The sequence below is a fragment of the Cellulosimicrobium sp. 22598 genome, from assembly GCF_052044445.1.
GTDB lineage: Bacteria > Actinomycetota > Actinomycetes > Actinomycetales > Cellulomonadaceae > Cellulosimicrobium > Cellulosimicrobium cellulans_G.
The window spans coordinates 50,198-70,526 of sequence record NZ_JBQEMZ010000011.1 but is presented as its reverse complement, the minus strand read 5'-3'; the positions used below and the strand labels follow the sequence as shown (position 1 = coordinate 70,526).

The following is a 20,329-nucleotide window of genomic DNA, read 5'->3' as shown; positions in this document are numbered from 1 at the left end:
GCGACACGGCGCGGGCCGGCCCCGCACGCGACTACCCTGGACGCCATGCCTTCCACACTGTCAGTGAGCCGTCCGTGAGCGCCGGCGAGCCCCTGGTGCTCGGCATCGAGACGTCCTGCGACGAGACCGGCGTGGCGCTGGTCCGGGGTCGCGAGCTGCTCGTCGACACGGTGGCGAGCTCGATGGACGAGCACGCGCGCTACGGCGGCATCATCCCCGAGGTCGCGTCGCGCGCCCACCTCGAGGCGATGATCCCGACGATCGAGCGCACGCTCGGCACGGCGGACGTCGACCTGTCCGAGGTCGACGCGATCGCGGTCACGGCCGGGCCGGGGCTGGTCGGGCCCCTGACGATCGGCGCGTCGGCCGCCAAGGCGCTCGCGCTCGCGCTCGGCAAGCCGCTCTACGGCGTCAACCACGTCATCGGCCACGCCGCCGTGGACGAGCTCGTGCACGGCGCCTTCCCGGAGCGCGTCATGGCGCTCGTCGTGTCCGGCGGGCACAGCTCGCTCCTCCTGGTCGACGACGTCGCGACGTCCGTCACCGAGCTCGGCTCGACGCTCGACGACGCCGCGGGCGAGGCGTTCGACAAGGTCGGGCGCCTGCTCGGCCTGCCGTACCCCGGCGGCCCGCACATCGACCGCCTCGCGCGCGAGGGCGACCCCACGGCGATCCGGTTCCCGCGCGGCCTCACCGCGCGCAAGGACCAGGAGAAGCACGCGGACGACTTCTCGTTCTCCGGCCTCAAGACGGCCGTCGCGCGGTGGGTCGAGGCGCGCCAGGACGCGGGGGAGGAGATCCCCGTGCACGACGTCGCGGCCTCCTTCGCCGAGTCCGTCGCCGACGTGCTCACCGCCAAGACCATCGCGGCGTGCGAGCGGCACGGGGTGTCGACGCTCGTCGTCGGCGGCGGGTTCAGCGCGAACTCGCAGCTGCGCGACATGGCCGCGAAGCGCTGCGCGGAGGCCGGGATCGAGCTGCGCATCCCGCCGATCCGCTACTGCACCGACAACGGGGCGATGATCGCCGCGCTGGGGTCCGCCGTCGTGCGGGCGGGCGTGGCGCCGTCGAGCCTCGACATCGGCGTCGACTCGTCGATGCCGCTGACCGTGACTCACGTGTGACCCCGGAGCCCGGTCTCACGCCCGACGAGGCGCTGCGGCGCGCCCACGCGTGGGCGCACGCGGCCGCGTCGGCGCCCCCCGGGCCCGAGCGCGCCCGGGCCGAGCACACCGCCGCGTACTGGGCGGCGCAGCACCGGGCGCTCCTCGCGGCCGTGCCCGCGTACGGGTCCGCCGCCGTGCCCGTCGGCGCGCCGCCCTCCGGGACGGCGGGTGCGACGACCGCTCCGCCGTACGGTCACGCCTCCGCCGCCGCGCTCTCCGGCACCCCCGCGGTCCAGCCGGCCTCCGGGGCGCCGGCGGCGACCGTCCCCGCGTACGGGGCGTCCACCATCTCGTGGGAGGTGCCGCGCCGCCGTCGGGGCCGTGCCGCGCGGGTCGTGACGTTCGTCCTCGTGCTCGCGGTGTCCGTCGTCGCGTACCTCGTCAGCTCCCTCGGCGGGGCGCGGGACGACGGCGCGGTCCTGCCCACCGAGCAGGAGGGCGCGGTGCCGCCCCCCACGGTCTGGGAGGACCCGAGCCCGGACGTGGCCGCGTCGGCCACCGGCGTGGAGGCCGCCTGGAAGGCGGGCGAGTACGCCGAGCCGTTGCCCGACCCCGTGCCGGGCGCGACGCAGACGACGCCGTTCCTGGCCGAGCACCCCGACCCCACGGCGTGGCTGCTCGCGCTCAACCCCGCCAACGACGGCGTGCAGGTCGTGTTCACCGACGACCCGACGCTCAACTGCGGCATGGAGCACGTCGCGGAGCACGACGCGTACGCGACGGGCTCGGCGGGCTGCTTCCAGCCCTCCCACCCGACGGTGCTGTTCGTGTGGTGGGGCGAGGACTCCGACCCGGCGACCAAGCAGGTGCTCCTCGCGCACGAGCTGTCGCACATGCTCCAGTGGTGGCACGAGTTCGACCTGATGCAGTCCGCCGTCGACTCCGGCTTCGCCGAGGACGAGGAGTGGACGCACGCGCTCGAGACCGACGCGACGTGCCGCGTGCTGTCGTGGGGCGGGTACTCGGAGGCGGCGGCCGACCGCACGTCGTCGCCGTGCGACACCGAGGACTGGTCGCCGACGTGGCTCGCCGACCGGGCCGCCGACCTCGGCGTGGTCCTGCGCGACTACTGACCGTCCCGGGCGGACCGTCAGAGCGGGCGGCCCGCCCGCATCTCCGCGACGAGCGAGCGCACGACGGCGTCCAGCTCGCCCCCGTTGCGGCGCGCCACGGCGCGCTGGCGCTGGTAGGAGGCCCCGCGGCGCACGATCGTGCGCACGCCGTCGAGCTCGTCGAGGCAGCCGAGGCGCGCGGCGACGGGCTCGAGCTCGACGAGCAGGCGCCCGACGGCGTCGGTCACGAGCTCCTCGTTGCCCTCGCGGTCGAGGATGATGATCGCGTCCATGCCGTAGCGCGCGGAGCGCCACTTGTTCTCCTGCGCGAACCACGGCGGGATGCTCGGGAGCTCGCGGCCCTCGTCGAGCATCGTCGAGAAGTGCTCGACGAGGCAGTGCGTGAGCGCGGCGAGCGCGAGCAGCTCGGAGATGTTCGTGACGCCGTCGCAGATGCGCGTCTCGAGCGTGCCGAACTGCGGGGCGGGGCGCAGGTCCCAGCGGATCTCGTCGAACGCGTCGATGACGCCGGTGTGCAGCATGTCCGCGACGTAGCCCTCGAGCTCCTCCCAGGTCGCGAACTGGAACGGGAGCCCCGCCGTGGGGAGCTGCTGGAACATGAGCGCGCGGTTCGACGCGTACCCGGTGTCCTTGCCGCCCCAGAAGGGCGAGCTGGCCGAGAGCGACTGGAGGTGCGCGAACGTCGTGAGCATCGCGCGCTGGACCGGCAGCACCTTGGCTCGGTCCTCGATGCCGACGTGCACGTGCACGCCGTAGATGAGCATCTGCCGTCCCCACCACTGCGTGCGGTCGATGAGGGTGTTGTAGCGCTGCTTGTCGGTGACCTTCTGCTGCGCCCAGCGCGCGAACGGGTGCGTGCCCGCGCTCATGAGCTCCACGCGCAGCGGGTCGGTCACGGCCCGCAGCTCGTCGATCGAGCGCTCGAGGTCCCGGCCGGCCTCCCCGACGGTGCGGCACACGCCGCTCACGACCTCGACCGTGTTGAGCAGCAGCTCCTGCTTGATGGACGGGTGCGCGCCCCCGTCCACCGGGCGCACGGCGTCGAGGACCGTCTGCGCGACCTGGCGCAGGTCGCCCGAGTCCGCGTCGACCAGCGCGAGCTCCCACTCCAGCCCGACGGTCGAGCGCTCCGACCGCGCGAAGGGGATCGCGGTGCGGCGCGGGAGGGCGCTCACCGCGTGCCGTCCGGGGTGGCGCCCCGCACGGCGCCGGCCGGGGGAGCGGCGAGAGGCTCCACGACGAGCACCTGCTGGGACCCGCCGACGCGCGTCAGGACGACCGTCGCGGCCGCGTCGCCGGTGAGCGCGAGCTGGCGGCGGAGCTGCTCGGGCGTCACGGCGGTGCCCCGCTTCTTGATCGTCAGGCGCCCCACGCCCCGCTCGCGCAGGTAGGAGCGCAGGCGCTTGAGCCCGAACGGCATCGTGTCGAGCACGCGGTAGCCCCGCGCGAGCCCGTCGGCGAGGCCGGTCGCGTCGAGCGGCGCGGGGGAGTCGGTCGTCACGTACGCGATCGTCCGGTCGAGCAGCCGCCCGCCCAGCCCGCGTGCCGCGTGGGCGACGAGACCCGCGCGGATGACGGCGCCGTCGGGCTCGTAGAGGTACTGCCCGACGGCGCCCACCTCGGGCACCACGTCCTCGTCGCCCGGGCGGTGGGCGACCCGGCGCGTCGTGGTGCGCTCGGTCCCGTCCGGCCCGGTCCACGGGGTGAGGACGAGCGCCGAGCGGCCCGGCCCCTCGGGCGCGAGCGGCCCGAACCAGAGGCCGGCCTCCACGACGTCGCCGTCGACCGAGACCCACTCGGTCTCGGCGTCCGCGGGCAGGCCGTCGTGCGGGATCCCGGGGCCGACCTTGATGCCCACGGCGGGGACGCGCTCGCGCAGCGCCCACACCGCGTCGAGCGGCGGGGCGTAGGCCTTCGGGTCGAACACGCGCCTGCCGCCCCGTGTCCGTCGGGCGGGGTCGGCGTACACGCCCTCGATCCGCTCGCCCTCGAGGTCGAGCGCGAGCCCGTCGCCGTGACGCACCTCGGCCTCGGGGAAGTGGCGCAGGTTCACGGTCGCGATCGCCGCGGTGAGCTCGTCGACGTCGGTCGCGAGGACCTCGAGCTCCGCGGCGGCGAACGCGAGGGCGTCGACGCCGATCCCGCTCGTGAGGTCGGCGACGCGCCGGATCCCCGCGTCCTGGTACCGCCGCGCGTGCAGGCCCGCGACGACGAGCCGGCTCGCCTGCTCCAGCCCCGCCTGCGTGAACAGCATGCCGTCGGCGAACGCGCCGAGCTTGCCGCGGGCGGCCGCGCGCAGCCGCGACTGCGTGAGCGCCGCGGCGGCCAGGTCCGGGTCGACGCCCTTCGCGCGCAGCCCCGCCGCGAGCACGAGCGCCTGCTGCTCGTCGTACGGGGGGAGCGCGCCGAGCAGCGCCCAGCCCTCGGGGCTGAGCAGCTTGGTCAGCGTGGCGGCGTCCATGGCGTCGATCCTTCCACGGGGGACGGGGACCACGCGCAGCCGGGGCCGCGATCGTCCGAGGGGCGGACGTTGGCACTCGCCTTGACCGAGTGCTAACGGCGACCTAGATTTGAGGACGTGCCGCCACCGCTCGCGGAGGCGGCACCACGTGCGACCAGGCTGTCCGGCACCCGCGACGACGGCCAGCCGGTGCGCTCGACCCATCCGTTGCAGTTCTCACCGCGAAAGGGGAGGTCCGACGTGTCGGTCCCCATCAAGCCGCTCGAGGACCGGATCGTCGTGAAGGCCCTCGAGGCCGAGACCACGACCGCATCCGGCCTGGTCATCCCGGACACCGCCAAGGAGAAGCCCCAGGAGGGCGAGGTCCTGGCCGTCGGTCCGGGCCGTGTCGACGACAACGGCAACCGCGTCCCGCTCGACGTGAGCGTCGGCGACAAGGTCATCTACAGCAAGTACGGCGGCACCGAGGTCAAGTACGGCGGCGTGGACTACCTGGTCCTGTCCGCGCGCGACATCCTCGCCGTGGTGGTCGGCTGACGCCGACCCGTTCCAGCAGCAGGGCCCGCGACCGTCCGGTCGCGGGCCCTGCTGCGTTCCGTGGCCGGTCGCCCCACCGTTCCCACGGGTCGTGCGCACGTGCTCCCGGTACGACGTCGTACCGGTGCCGTGCAGGTCTGCTGGTGGTACTGCTGCTGGTCGTGCTGCCGGTGCTCAGCCGGTGCGGCGTGCGCCCCCGGCGAGGATCGCCGCCCGCTCGTCCTCGCTCAGGCCGCCCCACACCCCGTACGGCTCGCGCACGCGGAGCGACTGCTCGCGGCACTGCATCATGACGGGGCACGAGTGGCAGATCGCCTTCGCGGCCTCCGCGCGACGCCGTCGCGTCGAGCCGCGCTCGCCCTCGGGGTGGAAGAACAACGTGTCGTCCGCGTCGCGGCACGAACCCTGGTACTGCCACTCCCACAGCTCCATGACGGGCCCGGGAAGCCTTGAGATCTCAGCCATGGCGAACAACCTACAAGCGTTTCAGAAGTTGTTCAAGCCCCCTGTGCGAGAAAGGTGAAGGGCCAGGTCACGGCCGTTCGGAGGCGTCACGCGGCTCGTGGAGGCGGCGAGAACGGTGCAGCATTCGCGTCTAGGCTGACGCGATGCGGCCCTGCTGGCGCGTTTGCGCGCATGGTGAACAAACTTCGCACAAGCCTGGCGCGAAGGGTGCAGGACTGTGACCTGGACGAGGTGGCGGGACGGTGGCGCGGTCGGCAGAATCGATCCATGACCTCCGTCCGGTCCGCCCCCGACCCCGAGGGAGCCCGACCGAGCATGTCCACGAACCCCGGCCTCGCCGTCGCCGCCGTCGCGCGTCGGCTCGGCGTCGCGCCCGCGACCCTGCGGACCTGGGACCGCCGCTACGGCCTCGGGCCCTCGCAGCACCGCGCGGGCTCCCACCGGCGCTACACGGACGACGACGTCGCCCGCCTGGTCGTCATGCGGCGCCTCACGCTCGACGGCGTCGCGCCCGCCGACGCGGCCCGCGCGGCCCTGGCCGCCGACGACGACGAGCTCGACGCGCACCGCGGTGCCGTCTCGTTCGACGAGCACGGCGCCGAGGGCGGCACCGACGCCGACGACGACCTCGACGCGGACGACGCGGCCCCCGAGCCCGCTGCGCCGTCGCGCCCGTTCCTGCGCGCGGTGCCGGGCGGAGAAGGCGCGCGGGGGACCGCGCCGCGCGCCCTCGGCGTGCGGGAGGCCCCGCGCCCCACGCGCGTGTCCGACGTCGTCGACGCCGCGATCGCCTACGACCAGCGCACGTGCGACCGGCTCCTGCGGATCCCCGCGGGCGGCGACCCCGCGGCCTGGTGGTCCGACCTCGTCGAGCCGGCGCTCGAGCGGCTCGCCGAGCGCACCGTGCTCGCCGGCCCGGGCGAGGTCCCGGAGGTCGTGCTCGCCAACGCGACGCTGGGCGCGCTGCGCGAGTACACGCAGGCGAGCGAGGACGCGATCGTCGCGGCCGGCGGCCCGCCCCGCAACCACCCGAGCCGCATGCGCCGCATCGTCCTCGTGTTCGCGGCGCCGGACGAGCCGCTGCCCCTCGCCGCGCACGCCCTCGCCGCGTCGCTCGCGTCGCACGGCGCGATGGCCCGCATCGTCACCGGGCCGGCGAACGTCCACCGCACGCTCGAGATCGTCACGATGGTGCGGCCCTCGGCGGTCGCCATGGTGACGACCCAGGCGCGCCCCGACCTGGGGATCGTCCACGCCGCGCACGAGGCGAACCCGAGCCTGCCGTTCTTCGTCGGGCTCCCGAGCGACGAGGCCGCCGGCGACCTCCCGCTCGCCGCGACGGTGCACCGCGTGCGCAGCTTCCCGGGGCTCCTGCACGAGCTCCTCGCGGTCGTCCGCTGAGGTGTCGGGCGGGGCGTCGCGCGGGCGCCGGTGCGCGGACGGTGCGGGAATACGGGAGGGCCCCGCGGCGTAGAATCCTGGTGTGACCGCCTCGCCCGTCCCCGCCGCCGCTCCCGACCGCGACCCCTTCGGTTTCCTGGGTCTCACCTACGACGACGTCCTGCTGCAGCCCGGCTACTCGGACCTGGCGCCGTCGGACATCGACACGACGACGCGCCTGACGCGCGAGATCTCGATCCGCGTCCCGCTCGTCTCGGCGGCCATGGACACCGTCACCGAGTCGCGCATGGCGATCGCGATGGCGCGCCAGGGCGGCATCGGCGTCCTGCACCGCAACCTGTCCATCGAGGACCAGGCGCTCCAGGTGGACCTGGTGAAGCGCACGCAGACGGGGATCATCGACAACCCGGTGACCATCGGCCCGGACGCGACGCTCGAGGAGCTCGACAAGACCGCGGGCGAGTACCGGATCTCGGGCTTCCCGGTCCTCGACGCCGAGCGCCGCCTCATCGGCATGGTGACCAACCGCGACCTGCGCTTCACGCCCGTCGCCGAGTGGGCGACGACGAAGGTCGACGAGGTCATGACGCCCCAGCCGCTCATCACGGGCCCGGCGGGCATCTCCCGCGAGGAGGCGACCGCGCTCCTGCGCAAGCACAAGCTCGAGCGCCTGCCGCTCGTCGACGCGGACGGGCGCCTCACCGGGCTCATCACGGTCAAGGACTTCGTCAAGTCCGAGCAGTTCCCGAACGCGTCGAAGGACGGCCAGGGTCGCCTGCTCGTCGGCGCCGCGATCGGCTACTTCGGCGACGCGTGGCAGCGCGCCACGACGCTCATCGACGCGGGCGTCGACGTGCTCGTCGCGGACACCGCGCACGGCAACGTGCGCATGCTCATCGAGATGGTCGCGCGCCTGAAGTCCGACCCGGCGACGCGCGACGTCCAGGTCATCGGCGGCAACGTCGCGACGCGCGAGGGCGCCCAGGCGTTCGTCGACGCGGGCGCGGACGCGGTCAAGGTCGGCGTCGGCCCGGGCTCCATCTGCACGACGCGCATCGTCACCGGCGTGGGCGTCCCGCAGGTCACGGCGGTCTACGAGGCGTCGCTCGCCGCGCGCCCGGCGGGCGTGCCCGTCATCGCGGACGGCGGCATGCGCCACTCGGGCGAGATCGGCAAGGCCATCGTCGCGGGCGCGGAGTCGGTGATGCTCGGCTCGATGCTCGCGGGCACCGAGGAGTCGCCCGGCGACACGATCCTCGTGAACGGCAAGCAGTACAAGGCGTACCGGGGCATGGGCTCCATGGGCGCCATGTCCTCGCGCGGCAAGAAGTCGTACTCGAAGGACCGCTACTTCCAGGCCGAGGTCACGAGCGACGACATGATCGTCCCCGAGGGCATCGAGGGCCAGGTCGCGTACAAGGGCTCGCTCGGCACCGTCGCGCACCAGCTCGTCGGCGGCCTGCACCAGACGATGTTCTACGTCGGCGCGCGGACCGTCCCGGAGCTCCAGGAGAAGGGCCGCTTCATCCGCATCACGTCGGCGTCGCTCAAGGAGAGCCACCCGCACGACGTCCAGATGACCGTCGAGGCCCCCAACTACACCGGCTTCTGAGGCGGACCACCGCCCGCACGACGACGGCCCGGCGTCCCGCACCCCTCCGGGTGCCGGGTGCCGGGCCGTCGTCGCGTCGCGGACACGTCGTCGTCCGCGTGCCGCGTCAGACGGAGGGTCCGTCCGGTGGGTGCGCCGCCGGGCTCACGACGTCATGACGCGCGTGTGCAGGGCCTGCACGGCGTACCGGGCGGCCCAGAACGCGCCGTGCTGCCACGCCGAGATCTCGGACATCCAGTCGCCCGCGAAGTACACGTTCCCCGCACCCTGCTGGAGCTGCTTGAAGCGCGACGACTGCGTGTTCGGGTAGGCCCACGCGCCCTCGATGTAGGGCACCTTGTGCCACGCGATGGAGAACGAGCTCTCCAGCTCGGTCCGGTACTTCTCGCCGTGGATCTTCACGCCCTGCTCGACGGCGCGCATCTCACGCTGCCGCGGCGTCATGTCGGCGTAGGCGCGCGCGTTGGCCCCGGTGTTGTAGTAGCCGACGACGAGTCCACGGCGCTCGCCGTACCCGTAGGAGGGGTACCAGACGTGGGCGAGGTCCATGTCGGTCTCGGTGATGCCGCCGAAGATCCGGTGGTCGTCCTCCCAGAACCGCGAGCGGTACTCGAGCCCGATCTTGCCCGCCGGCGAGCCGATCGCGAACTCGCCGAGGGCGGCGTCGATGTCCGGGCCCCAGTTCGTGTCCCAGCGGCGCATGAGCCCCGCGGGCGCGGCGACGATCGCGAAGTCCGCGTCGACCTGGCGTGTCTTGCCGTTCGGCGCGGTGTAGGTGACCGTGACGCCGCTCGTGGTGTTCTGCACGCCGGTGACCGGCGAGCTGAACAGGACGTTCTGCTTGCCGATGGCCCGCACGAAGTAGTCGTAGGTCGTGTCCATGCCGCCCTTCGGCTGGAACATGAGCATCGACTGCTCCCAGTTGATCTCGAACGGGAAGTACTGGCCCACCTTCGACGCGAGCACCTCCGAGACCGTGCCGGGGCCGGGGAGCGGTGTGCCGTGCTCGTTCCAGGCGGACGGGTAGACCGAGAACCCGCGGTTGTCGCCGCCGCGGTAGCTGCCGTCGGACTGCAGCGACCCCCAGGACCGGAGGAACGCCCGCAGGTTCTCCTTGTCCGCGGCCGTGAGCTTCTGGTCGAGCGCGCCCTGGTCGGTCGCATAGCTCAGCAGCTCGGACGTGTAGCCGAACACGTCCGCCTTCGCCGTGCGGTACCGGACCGGGTTGCCGGGGGTGGCGCCCGAGCGCTCGTTGTACAGGTAGGCGTCGGCGTTCGCATTGGTGAACACCTCGTAGGGGACGCCCAGCTCGCGCAGGTAGTCCATGGTGACCATCCACTGCGCGATGCGGCCCGCGCCGGCGTTCATGTACACGCCGTCGGAGAACCGGGCCTTCTGGGTGACGCCGTTGACGTCCGTCTCGGAGTCGCCCCCACGTATCGTCAGCGTCCGGCCGCCGGGCCGGTGGCGCGCCTCGAGCACCGTGACCCGGTACCCCGCCTTCTGCAGCTCGTACGCCGAGGCGAGACCCGCGGGTCCGGCGCCCACGACGACGACCTTCTTGGCGGAGCGACCCGTCAGGCTGAAGTCGCTGCCCTGCGGCGGCGTCCACGACTCGTTCCGTGGCTGCGCGGCGGCCGTCGGCGCGAGCCCGACCGCCCCCATCGTCGCGAACATGACGCCGGCGCTGGAGCCGACCCCGACGGCCTGGAGGAAGCTGCGGCGCGAGACGCCGGACGTCTTCTCGTCAGTGACCATGTGGCTGGAGCCCTCTCGTCCACGGCCTGACGGGCGGACGGCCCGGCCCACGATGCCGGGTGCCGCCGTCAGCACCGCGGCCGACGCTAGGCACGCGTCGTCGCGAACGTGGGTCCGGTGCGTTTCGCGCCCGTCAACACGCGGCGGCTCGCGTAAACGTCTCGTGTCGGCGCCGTCGTGCCTGGTCACGGGGCGGTGCGGCGCGCGCTGCTGGTGCCCGACCGCCGGGCGACGAGCCGACACGCGCCCGTCACGCCCCCGAAACGGTGCGCGTCTAGCGTCACCGATCCGGCGGCCGTCGCGGCCCGCCGGAGCGGGCGTCAGGGTGGCGCCCGCCGTCCCCGCCAGGAGGCCTGCATGAAGAACCGCACCAAGGTCGTCGTCGCCGTCGCCGTCACCGCCGCCGTCGCCGTGCCCGGGACCGCCGTCGCCGCAGGGAAGCTCTTCGAGCCGAAGCCCACCGAGTCCTTCTCGTTCGTCACCGGCGACACCCCGTCGATCGCCGACGGCGTCGCGTTCGGCAAGAACGTCGCCTGGTACAAGTCCTCGGGCCTCGGGCCCTCCGCGATGAACACGGCGCCGGGAGCCGGCGCCGAGGAGCGCTACATCCCCACCGACGTGTTCCCCGGAGGGGTGCTGCCGGCGGGCGTGACCATCACCGAGGCGCAGGGGATCAACGTCCTCATGCGGATCGGCGAGAACCTCGAGCGGGCCGGGCTGTCCTACGACGACGTCGTGTCCATGCGCGTGTTCCTCCAGAACCCCGCGGGGCAGGAGAAGATGGACTTCGCCGGCTGGAACCGCGCCTACCGGCAGTTCTTCGCGAACACGAACCTCGCGACGGGGAAGCCGATCGACGTCCAGCTCGGCTCCGCGACGACCGCGCCGATGGTCGTCAACGCCGCGCGACCGTCGCGGTTCGCGCTCGAGATCGAGAACCTTCCTGTGAACGGCTGGCTCGTGGAGGTCGAGGTGGACGCGGTCTACCCGAAGTGACGCACGACGGGCCGGCGCCCCCGAGGGTGCCGGCCCGTCGCGTCGGTCGTCGGCTCAGTCGCGGAAGGTCTCGATGTTGGCGCCGAGCTCGCGCAGGCGCTCCGTGAGGCCCTCGTAGCCGCGCGCGATGATGTCCACCCCGCGCAGGACCGAGGTGCCCTTCGCGGCGAGCATCGCGAGGAGGATCACGACGGCGGGGCGCAGCGCCGGCGGGCAGCTCACCTCGGCGCCCGACCAGCGCGTCGGGCCCGTCACCTGGAGCCGGTGGGCGTCCAGGAGCCGCACGTCCGCCCCGAGGCGCGTGAGGTCGGTGAGGTGGATCGCGCGGCCCTCGTAGACCCAGTCGTGGATGAGCGTCGTGCCCTGCGCGTTCGCGGCGATGACCGCGAAGAACGGCAGGTTGTCGATGTTGAGGCCGGGGAACGGCATGGGGTGGATCTTGTCGATCGGGGCGTGCAGCTCGCTCGGGTGCACGGTGACGTCGACGAGGCGCGTCCGGCCGTTGCGGGACAGGTACTCGGTGCTCTGCGTGTAGCGCAGGCCCATCTCGGACAGGGTCGCGAGCTCGATCTCCATGAACTCGATCGGGACGCGCGCGACCGTGATCTCGGAGCCGGTGACGATGCCCGCCGTGAGCAGGCTCATCGCCTCGACCGGGTCCTCCGAGACGGCGTACTCCACGTCCACGTCGATGTCGGTGCGGCCGTGGACGCGCAGCGTCGTCGTGCCGATGCCCTCCACCCGGACGCCGAGCAGCTCGAGGTAGAAGCACAGGTCCTGGACCATGTAGTTGGGGCTGGCGTTGCGGATCGTCGTCACGCCGTCGCGGCGGGCCGCGGCCATGAGCGCGTTCTCGGTGACGGTGTCGCCGCGCTCGGTGAGCACGACCGACAGGTCCGTGCCCGACGCCGGCGCGACCGTCGCGTGGTAGTTGCCGCCCGTCGCCGTGACCGCGAGGCCGAACGGCCGCAGCGCGATCATGTGGGGCTCCACGGTGCGCGTGCCGAGGTCGCAGCCACCGGCGTACGGGAGCTCGAACGCGTCCCGGAGCCCGAGCAGCGGGCCGAGGAACATGATGATCGAGCGGGTGCGTCGCGCGGCGTCGACGTCGATCGCGGCGAGGTCGAGCTGGTCGGGCACGACGATCTCGAGGTCGCGGCCGCCGGTCGTCCAGGTCGCGCGGACGCCGATGGAGCGCAGCACGTCGACGATGCGGTCGACCTCGACGATGCGGGCGACGCCGCGCAGGGTCGTGCGACCCCGGTTGAGCAGCGACGCGCACAGGAGCGCGACCGCGCCGTTCTTCGAGGAGTTGACGTCGATGCGCCCGGACAGGGTGTGGCCGCCCTGGACGCGCAGGTGCGCGTGCTTGGGCCCGCCGAGGCTGATGATCTCGGAGTCGAGCGCGAGGCTGATGCGGTTGAGCATCTCGAGGCTGAGGTTCTGGGCGCCCTGCTCGATGCGGTGCACGGCGCTCTGGCTCGTGCCGAGCCGCTCGGCGAGCTGGGTCTGCGTGAGGCCCCGGTTCTGGCGGGCGCCGCGGATGAGCGTGCCGACCTGCGTGAGGGGGGCGTCGTCGATCGCTGTCATGCGAGCGACGATAACTCATGGATGAGATATTCATGCGCCGACGCGGCGTGGTCGTGCCGAGATCACGGGTTCGTCACAGGATCTCCATCCGTGTCGTGAGATAGGTACGAACGTGCTCGCGGGCGCGTGGCCCCGTTGCCCGGCTCGTCGTCGCTCGTCCGCTACGAGGGCCAGCGACCGTCCGCGCCGGCCCCGACGTAGGGCGGCTCTCGCTCGGGGTCGAGCGCGTCGACCCAGCGGCGGTGCGCCGCGACCTGCAGGTCGTGGAGGGCGTCGGGGCCCAGGGCGCCGAGGTCCGGGAAGGCGCGCGCGAGGGCGTCGAGGAGGTCCAGCGTGGCGAGGACGTCGGCGTCCGCCGTGTGCAGCGGACCGACGTCGAGCACCTCGTAGCGCGCGCAGAGGTCGACGAGCCGGCGCTTGCCCTCGCGCGCCGGGTCCCACGCCCGGTCGAGCACGAGCGGGTCGAGCACCGGGCGCACGGGCCGGCCGAGCCGGGCGGCGAGGGTCGGCAGGCCGTGCCGGACGAGCTCCGCGTCGAGGAGCGAGAGGTCGAACGCGGCGTTGTACGCGACGAGCGGGACGCCGTCGCGCTGGGCGTCGACGACGAGCGTCGCGATCTCCTCCAGCGCCTCGGCCGGCACGCCACCGCGGGCGGCCGCGTGCGCCGTCGTGACGCCGTGGATCGCCGTCGCCTCGGCGGGGATCTCGACGCCGGGGTCGAGGAGCCACGTCCGCACGTGCGTCGACCCGGGCTCGCGCAGGACGAGGGCCGCGGTGACGATCCGGTCGACGTCCACGTCGACGCCCGTGGTCTCGGTGTCGAGACCGAGGAGCGGTCCCGCCGTCCAGGGCGTCGTCGTCATGATGCACCTCGGGGTCTCGCTCGGGTCCCGGCGCGCGTCGCGTCCGGTGCCGCCGGACGTCCCGGCGACGAGCGTCACCCTGCCAGCGCCCACCCACACGGCGGTCGTGCAGGTGACGGGCACGGCCCGCCGGTAGGCTGGCCCGGTGAGCAACGAGATCGAGATCGGACGTGGCAAGCGCGGTCGGCGCGCGTTCTCCTTCGACGACGTCGCGGTCGTGCCGTCCCGGCGCACGCGCGACCCGAAGGAGGTGTCGGTCGGCTGGCAGATCGACGCGTACCACTTCGAGCTGCCGATCCTCGCGGCGCCCATGGACTCGGTGATGAGCCCGGCCACGGCCGTCGCGCTCGGCAACCACGGCGGCCTCGGCGTGCTCGACCTCGAGGGCCTCTGGACGCGCTACGACGACCCCACCGCGCTCCTGGAGGAGATCGCGGCGCTCGAGCCGCTCGAGGCGACGCGGCGCATGCAGGAGATCTACGCGGAGCCCATCAAGCCGGACCTCATCACGCAGCGCCTCAAGGAGATCCGCGCCGCGGGCGTCACGGTCGCCGGCGCCCTGTCGCCGCAGCGTACCCAGGAGCACTACCAGACCGTCGTCGACGCGGGCGTCGACCTCTTCGTCATCCGGGGCACGACCGTCTCGGCCGAGCACGTCTCCGGCGTCGCGGAGCCGCTCAACCTCAAGCGGTTCATCTACGAGCTCGACGTCCCGGTCGTCGTCGGCGGCGCGTCCACGTACACCGCGGCGCTGCACCTCATGCGCACGGGCGCCGCGGGCGTCCTCGTCGGCTTCGGGGGCGGCGCGGCGCACACCACGCGCGTCTCGCTCGGGATCCACGCGCCCATGGCGACGGCGGTCGCGGACGTCGCGGCCGCGCGCCGCGACTACCTCGACGAGTCGGGCGGCCGCTACGTCCACGTCATCGCCGACGGCGGCGTCGGCCGCTCGGGCGACCTGGTGAAGGCCGTGGCCTGCGGTGCGGACGCCGTGATGATCGGTGCCGCGCTCGCGCGCGCCGAGGAGGCGCCCGGCCGGGGTTGGCACTGGGGCTCGGAGGCGCACCACGCACAGCTCCCGCGCGGCGAGCGCGTGCGCGTCGGCACCGCCGGCACGCTCGAGGAGATCCTCTTCGGCCCGGGCCGCCAGGCCGACGGCACGCTCAACCTCGTCGGCGCCCTGCGGCGCGCGATGGCCACGACCGGGTACTCCGACCTCAAGGAGTTCCAGCGCGTCGAGGTCGTCGTCTCGCCGTACCAGCCGCGCTGAGCCGCACCGTGACGGGGCGCGTCGCGGACGGACCGCGGCTGACGCGCGCGGGCGCCGCCGTGCCCGGCCGGGCGCGTGAGGAGTCGCCCGACGGCGCCCTCCGCGGTCAGGGCGCGGCCGTCGCCTTCGCGGACGTCGGGGACGACGACGTCGAGGACGTCGTCGCCCTGTGGCGCGCGTGCGACCTCACCCGGCCGTGGAACGACCCGTTCCGCGACCTCGCGGACGCCCGGCTGGGGGAGACGTCCACGGTGCTCGTGGGCCGGGCGACGCGCGACCTCCCGGGACGGGCGTCCGCCGACGGCGACCCCGGCGGCGTCGTCCGCGCGGGCGAGGTCGTCGCGTCGGCGATGGCCGGCGTCGACGGGCACCGCGGCTGGCTGTACTACGTCGCCGTGGACCCGCGCCTGCAGGGCACCGGCACGGGTCGCGCCACGGTCGTCGCGGCGGAGGCGTGGCTCGCCGCGCAGGGCGCGCGCGCCGTGCGCCTCATGGTGCGCTCGACCAACGACGCGGTCCGCGGCTTCTACGAGCGCCTCGGCTACGTCGACCAGGAGTGCGTCGTCCTCGGTCGACCGCTCGGCGCGGCGGACGCGCGCGACGCCGGGCGATGACGACGACGGCCTGGGCGCCGGACGCCGACGACCTGGCCGCGCTCGAGGCCGAGCACCGTGCGCGGGTGCGCGCGCTCGACCCGCTCGTCGCGGTCCCCGACCTGGGCGCCACGCCGGACGACGCGCGGCTGCTCGCGGTCCGGCTGCCCGACGGGTCCCGGGCCGCGGGTCTCCTCACGGCCGGCGACGTCGGCGCCGACTCGTCGACCGCGCTGTTCCGCCCGCTGCGCGAGCACCGGCTGCGCGCACGGGCGGCCGGCCCCGACGTCCCGGGCGCGGTCGCCGCGCTCCTCGCCGCCTGGGCGGCGCGCGTCGCCGGGGACCCGGGCACTCCGCCCGACGGCGACGGCGTGCGCCAGGTGGGACCGGCCCCGCGCGACCACGGCATGGTCCTGCTGTGGCCGAGCCGGGACGTCGAGGCCGTCGCGGCGCTCGCCGCGCACGGGATGCGCCCGACCGTCCACCTGGCGGCGCGGCGCGGGACGGCACCCGCCGTGTCGCGGGGTCGTGCCGGTGCGGTCGTGCGCGACGCGACGGCCGACGACGTCCCGGCGCTCGTGGCGCACCAGCTCGCCGAGCTCGCGTACGACGAGCTCGTGGGCGCGGCCCGGGTGCGGCCCGGAGCCCGCGAGCACCTCGCGACCCAGGTCGCGGGCGCGGTGGCGAACCCGGCGACGACGTTCCTCGTCGCGACGGCGGCCCGGGCCGAGGCTCGCGGGGGCGCGTCCGGGGAGCGAGGCGAGGACGTCCTGGGCGTGGTCGCGGTCGAGCCGCCGGAGCGGTCCGGGGCGGTCGCCGGGACGGTCACGACCGGGCCGGTCTCCTACCTGGTGCTCCTGCACGTGACCGGCGCGGCGCGCGGCGCCGGGGTCGGCGGTGCGCTCGTCGACGCGGCGCTCGCGCGCGTGCGCGAGCGCGCCGGGGAGGACGCGGTCGTGCTCCTGCACCACGGCGTCCTCAACCCGCTCTCGGCGCCGTTCTGGGCGCGCCAGGGCTTCCGCCCCGTGCTCACGACCTGGGAGCTGCCCGTCACCGGTCCTGTCGGTCCGACGACGTAGCCTGTCCCCATGACGAGCTCATCCGGCACCCCCGGCAGCGGACCCGGCGAGGGCGCCGCGCTGGACGGCCTGATCGACCCCGAGAACCCCGCGGCGACGTACGTGCTCGAGCCCGACGTCGTCGCACCGCTCGCGCAGCGCGTCGTCACCAGCAACGAGGCGGGCATGCACCGCTCCGTCCTGCCCTTCACGGGCGCGCCGCTCGCCGCGTTCCCGGTGTCCTCCGTCGAGGACGTCGCGCGGGCTGTCGAGCGGGCGCGGGCCGCGCAGCCGGCGTGGGCGGCGCTCCCCGTCCGGGAGCGCGCGGCCGTGCTGCGGCGGTTCGGCGAGCTCGTGCTCGCGCGCCAGTCCGACGGCCTCGACCTCATCCAGATGGAGTCCGGCAAGTCGCGCCGCAGCGCGTTCGAGGAGGTCGCCGACGTCGCGATCCTCACGCGCCACTACGCGCGGCGCGGCCCGCGCTACCTCGCCGACCGGCGGGCGCCGGGGATGCTGCCCGTGCTCACCGGCACGCGCGTGCACCGTCGCCCCGTGGGCGTGGTCGGCGTCGTCGCGCCGTGGAACTACCCGCTGACGCTCGCGTTCGCCGAGGCCGTGCCCGCGCTCGTGGCGGGCAACGCCGTCGTGCTCAAGCCGGACCCGCAGACGACGCTCACCGCGCTGTGGGGCGCGGAACTGCTCGAGGAGGCGGGCCTGCCCGCGGACCTGTTCCTCGTCGTCGCGGGCGGGGGAGACGTCGGCGCCGCGGTGACCGACCACGTGGACCACATCGCGTTCACCGGCTCGACGGCCACCGGCCGCAAGGTCGCCGCGCGGGCGGGAGAGCGCCTCATCGGCGCGACGCTCGAGCTCGGCGGCAAGAACCCCCTGTACGTCGCGGCCGACGCCGACGTGCGCGCCGCCGCGCGCGGCGCCGTGCGCGCGTGCTTCTCCAACTCCGGCCAGCTCTGCGTCTCGATCGAGCGGCTCGTCCTGCACGAGGACGTCGCGGACGCGTTCCTCGACGAGTTCGTCCCGCTCGTCCGCGAGATGCGCCTCGGCGCCGGGCTCGACTACTCCGCCGACATGGGGTCGCTCACGTCGCAGGCGCAGCTCGACCGCGTGGTCGCGCACGTCGAGGACGCCATCGCGCGCGGCGCGCGCGTCCTCGCGGGCGGCGTGCACCGCGCGGACATCGGCCCGTGGTTCTACGCACCCACGGTGCTGGACGACGTGCCCGACGACGCGGCGTGCGCGCGCGAGGAGACGTTCGGTCCCGTCGTCTCCGTGCGTCGGGTCGCGAGCGACGACGAGGCCGTGCGGGTCATGAACGACTCCGAGTTCGGGCTCAACGCGAGCGTGTGGACGCGCGACGTGGCGCGAGGCCGCCGGATCGCGGCCCGCGTGGAGGCGGGGACCGTCAACGTCAACGACGGGTACTCCGCCGCCTGGGGCTCCGTCGGCGCCCCGATGGGCGGGTTCAAGGCGTCCGGCCTCGGCCGTCGGCACGGCCGCGAGGGGATCGAGGCGCTCACGGAGGCGCAGACCATCTCCGTGCAGCGCGGCGCGAACCAGGGCCTCACGCTCGACACGCTCTACGAGATCGGCGGCGAGCTCCCCAGCAGGGTGCTCACCTCCGCGCTCGACGTCATGCGTCGCCTGCGCCTGCCCTGACCGTCCTCCGGCTGCCACTGCCCCCCGACGGTGCCGGGCGCGCGTCGTCAGCGCCGCACGGCGTCGAGCACGGCCTTCGTCGCCGCGGGTACCTCGCGCACGCGGTAGAGCACGGCCTTCCACGGCTCGACGCTCGCCGCGCTGACCCCGATCCCGACCGCGTCGAGACCCGCGACGCGGCACGAGAACAGCGTGCGCGGCAGGTGGTAGCCCTGCGTCACCACGACCGCCGTGCCGACGCCGAACTCCGACACCGCGCGCGTGCACGTGGCGTGCGTGTCGAAGCCCTCCCGGTCCAGCAGGATCGCGTCGTCCGGGACGCCCCGGTCGAGCAGCCACGCGCGCATCGACCCGGGCTCGTCGTAGTCGTCGTGCGCGTCGCCGCTCACGAGGACGACGGGCGCGACGCCCCGGCCGTAGAGCTCCGCGGCCGCGTCGAGCCGACGCCGCAGGTACGTCGACGGCGACCCGTCCGGGCGCAGCCCCGCACCCGGGACGACGATCGCGTCGCTCGGCGGCACGTCCGCCCGGTCGGCGACGTGCGCGCGCCCGACGCCCTGCACGACGGCGAACGGCGCCAGCACGAGCACCGCCAGGCCGGCCGCGACCCAGACCGTCGCGCGCCGACGGCGCGACCGACGGGGGCGGTCGCGCGGGACCCGACGGGAGGCCCCCGACCCGGACGACGTCGACGTCGAGGACTGCGCGGCCGGGCTGGAGGTCGGGTCGTCGCTCACGCCCCGACCCTAGCGCCGCCACAACGCCGACCAGGCGACACGGCGCCCCGAACAGGTGGTCCTGACCCGTCCGCCGTCCGGGACGCGCCAGGACCACCTGTTCGGCGGGTTGCCGGGGGCGAGGGTTAGGTGGGGGTGGTGAGGGTCGTGAGCTCGGCGGTGAGGTTGTGGCGGGCCCGGTCCTCCCATCGGGCGGCGCCCTGCGGGCTGCGGAACAGCACGCCGCCACCGAGCAGTCCTCGCAGGACGGCGGCGCGACCGGTACGGAAGGCGTCGTCGGGCACGTGCGCGTACTCGGCGCGGACCTGCCGGACGTACCGCGCGTACCGGTCCGGCGCGGAGCCGAGGATCGCGAGGTCGGCGTCGGACACGAGCGCACCCGCCCGGTCGTCGGCCGTGGGGGAGTGGTCCGTCGTCACGAGCACGAGCCGCACGACCTCGTCGACGACCGCGGTGTCGAGGTGGCCCGCGAGCCGGGTACGCGCGAGCTCGGCGGAGCGCTCCTCGTCGCGTCCCGCCACGCCGTCGTGCACGGCGTCGTGGAACCACAGCGCGAGCTGGGTCGCCGCGGCGTCGCTCGCCGCCGGGCCGACGGGCTCGCGCCCGGGCGGGCTCGCGCCGTCGGGCACTCCGGGGGGTCGCCCCTCCAGGAGCGCGAGCGAGTCGAGCGCGTGGACGAGGTGCTCCGGCCCGTGGTAGACGCGGTGCGGCTCGTGCCAGCGCTCGACGAGGTCGACGCCGACGTCGCGGGCCCCGGGCAGGAGCGCGTCCCACCGGGCGAGCAGCGCGTCGGCCTTCGCCGCGCGCCGCGCCCGGCCCGGCACGCGCAGCCCGGACGCCCCGAGCCGGCGCGCGAGCTCGCGCCCGCCGACGGGGACGGCTCCCGCCGCGACCGCGGCGTCGTACCGCTCGGCGGCGACGTCGTAGTGGTCGAGGTCGAACGCCCGCCGGCTCACGCCGATACCCGCGGCGAACGCGTGCAGCTCGGCCAACGAGTCGTCCGACACCAGGTGGCTGAACAGCGTCCCGTGCGCGGGCCACGCCGGCGGGTCGATGAGAACGGTCACCGACCGAG

General features: G+C 74.6%; 18 protein-coding genes. 10 read left to right on the top strand and 8 right to left on the bottom strand.

Features of this window, described 5'->3' with window-relative positions:
• Positions 1-74 precede the first annotated feature (74 nt).
• The gene (tsaD, locus tag ACTJIY_RS13285; RefSeq protein ID WP_253050836.1) at positions 75-1,124 is read left to right on the top strand and encodes a tRNA (adenosine(37)-N6)-threonylcarbamoyltransferase complex transferase subunit TsaD; all 1,050 of its coding nucleotides are present in this window, start codon (positions 75-77) and stop codon (positions 1,122-1,124) included.
• Positions 1,121-2,239: a hypothetical protein gene (locus tag ACTJIY_RS13280; protein ID WP_440674346.1), complete on the top strand. Its 1,119-nt coding sequence runs from the start codon at positions 1,121-1,123 to the stop codon at positions 2,237-2,239. Before tsaD ends, ACTJIY_RS13280 begins: the two co-directional genes overlap by 4 nt.
• Positions 2,240-2,256: 17 nt before the next feature.
• On the opposite strand, the gene ACTJIY_RS13275 is transcribed toward ACTJIY_RS13280, so the two are convergent.
• Both ACTJIY_RS13275 and ACTJIY_RS13270 read right to left on the bottom strand, forming a co-directional pair.
• Complete coding sequence (locus ACTJIY_RS13275) at positions 2,257-3,414, bottom strand: glutamate--cysteine ligase (protein ID WP_353707819.1); 1,158 nt, start codon at positions 3,412-3,414, stop codon at positions 2,257-2,259.
• Complete coding sequence (locus tag ACTJIY_RS13270) at positions 3,411-4,700, bottom strand: THUMP-like domain-containing protein (protein ID WP_440674347.1); 1,290 nt, start codon at positions 4,698-4,700, stop codon at positions 3,411-3,413. The genes ACTJIY_RS13275 and ACTJIY_RS13270 overlap by 4 nt, the downstream gene beginning before the upstream one ends.
• A gap of 240 nt (positions 4,701-4,940) precedes the next feature.
• On the opposite strand from ACTJIY_RS13270, the gene groES reads away from it, so the two are divergent.
• Positions 4,941-5,237: a co-chaperone GroES gene (groES, locus tag ACTJIY_RS13265; protein WP_253050840.1), complete on the top strand. Its 297-nt coding sequence runs from the start codon at positions 4,941-4,943 to the stop codon at positions 5,235-5,237.
• Between the two features lie 174 nt (positions 5,238-5,411).
• Here groES and ACTJIY_RS13260 read toward each other — a convergent pair whose 3' ends face one another.
• Entirely contained in the window at positions 5,412-5,702 is a 291-nt protein-coding gene (locus ACTJIY_RS13260; RefSeq protein WP_031316449.1) for a WhiB family transcriptional regulator, read from the bottom strand.
• Positions 5,703-5,969: 267 nt separating this feature from the next.
• Here ACTJIY_RS13260 and ACTJIY_RS13255 point away from each other — a divergent pair, with 267 nt between their 5' ends.
• Both ACTJIY_RS13255 and guaB read left to right on the top strand, forming a co-directional pair.
• On the top strand, positions 5,970-7,103 hold the full coding sequence (locus ACTJIY_RS13255) for a MerR family transcriptional regulator (protein ID WP_253050841.1): 1,134 nt from the start codon (positions 5,970-5,972) through the stop codon (positions 7,101-7,103).
• Between the two features lie 82 nt (positions 7,104-7,185).
• A complete protein-coding gene (gene guaB / locus ACTJIY_RS13250; protein ID WP_253050842.1) occupies positions 7,186-8,715 on the top strand; it encodes an IMP dehydrogenase in 1,530 nt (509 codons plus the stop codon).
• A gap of 144 nt (positions 8,716-8,859) precedes the next feature.
• Here the strand turns inward: guaB and ACTJIY_RS13245 are convergent, their stop codons facing one another.
• Positions 8,860-10,473 carry a flavin monoamine oxidase family protein gene (locus ACTJIY_RS13245; protein WP_253050843.1) on the bottom strand — a complete coding sequence of 538 codons (1,614 nt, stop codon included), beginning with the start codon at positions 10,471-10,473 and terminating at the stop codon, positions 8,860-8,862.
• Between the two features lie 357 nt (positions 10,474-10,830).
• Here ACTJIY_RS13245 and ACTJIY_RS13240 point away from each other — a divergent pair, with 357 nt between their 5' ends.
• Positions 10,831-11,469, top strand: a complete 639-nt coding sequence (locus ACTJIY_RS13240; protein ID WP_205207131.1) for a Rid family hydrolase — start codon at positions 10,831-10,833, stop codon at positions 11,467-11,469.
• 54 nt (positions 11,470-11,523) lie between these two features.
• Here the strand turns inward: ACTJIY_RS13240 and ACTJIY_RS13235 are convergent, their stop codons facing one another.
• Both ACTJIY_RS13235 and ACTJIY_RS13230 read right to left on the bottom strand, forming a co-directional pair.
• Entirely contained in the window at positions 11,524-13,059 is a 1,536-nt protein-coding gene (locus ACTJIY_RS13235) for a helix-turn-helix domain-containing protein (protein WP_253050844.1), read from the bottom strand.
• Between the two features lie 161 nt (positions 13,060-13,220).
• A complete protein-coding gene (locus ACTJIY_RS13230; protein ID WP_253050845.1) occupies positions 13,221-13,922 on the bottom strand; it encodes an exonuclease domain-containing protein in 702 nt (233 codons plus the stop codon).
• Between the two features lie 145 nt (positions 13,923-14,067).
• Here ACTJIY_RS13230 and ACTJIY_RS13225 point away from each other — a divergent pair, with 145 nt between their 5' ends.
• The 4 genes from ACTJIY_RS13225 to ACTJIY_RS13210 are packed head-to-tail and all read left to right on the top strand — an operon-like array spanning position 14,068 to position 18,517.
• Positions 14,068-15,192 (top strand): GuaB3 family IMP dehydrogenase-related protein, encoded by a 1,125-nt coding sequence (locus ACTJIY_RS13225; RefSeq protein ID WP_253050846.1) that lies wholly within the window; start codon positions 14,068-14,070, stop codon positions 15,190-15,192.
• An 8-nt stretch (positions 15,193-15,200) separates the two neighbouring features.
• Positions 15,201-15,806 carry a GNAT family acetyltransferase gene (locus ACTJIY_RS13220; RefSeq protein WP_440674348.1) on the top strand — a complete coding sequence of 202 codons (606 nt, stop codon included), beginning with the start codon at positions 15,201-15,203 and terminating at the stop codon, positions 15,804-15,806.
• Positions 15,803-16,864 (top strand): GNAT family N-acetyltransferase, encoded by a 1,062-nt coding sequence (locus tag ACTJIY_RS13215; RefSeq protein WP_440674349.1) that lies wholly within the window; start codon positions 15,803-15,805, stop codon positions 16,862-16,864. The genes ACTJIY_RS13220 and ACTJIY_RS13215 overlap by 4 nt, the downstream gene beginning before the upstream one ends.
• A gap of 9 nt (positions 16,865-16,873) precedes the next feature.
• Positions 16,874-18,517, top strand: a complete 1,644-nt coding sequence (locus ACTJIY_RS13210; RefSeq protein ID WP_253050849.1) for a succinic semialdehyde dehydrogenase — start codon at positions 16,874-16,876, stop codon at positions 18,515-18,517.
• Between the two features lie 47 nt (positions 18,518-18,564).
• Here ACTJIY_RS13210 and ACTJIY_RS13205 read toward each other — a convergent pair whose 3' ends face one another.
• Both ACTJIY_RS13205 and ACTJIY_RS13200 read right to left on the bottom strand, forming a co-directional pair.
• Positions 18,565-19,254 carry a SanA/YdcF family protein gene (locus ACTJIY_RS13205; protein WP_353707825.1) on the bottom strand — a complete coding sequence of 230 codons (690 nt, stop codon included), beginning with the start codon at positions 19,252-19,254 and terminating at the stop codon, positions 18,565-18,567.
• Positions 19,255-19,379: 125 nt separating this feature from the next.
• The gene (locus ACTJIY_RS13200; protein WP_440674350.1) at positions 19,380-20,321 is read right to left on the bottom strand and encodes a DUF4031 domain-containing protein; all 942 of its coding nucleotides are present in this window, start codon (positions 20,319-20,321) and stop codon (positions 19,380-19,382) included.
• Between the last annotated feature and the right edge of the window lie 8 nt (positions 20,322-20,329).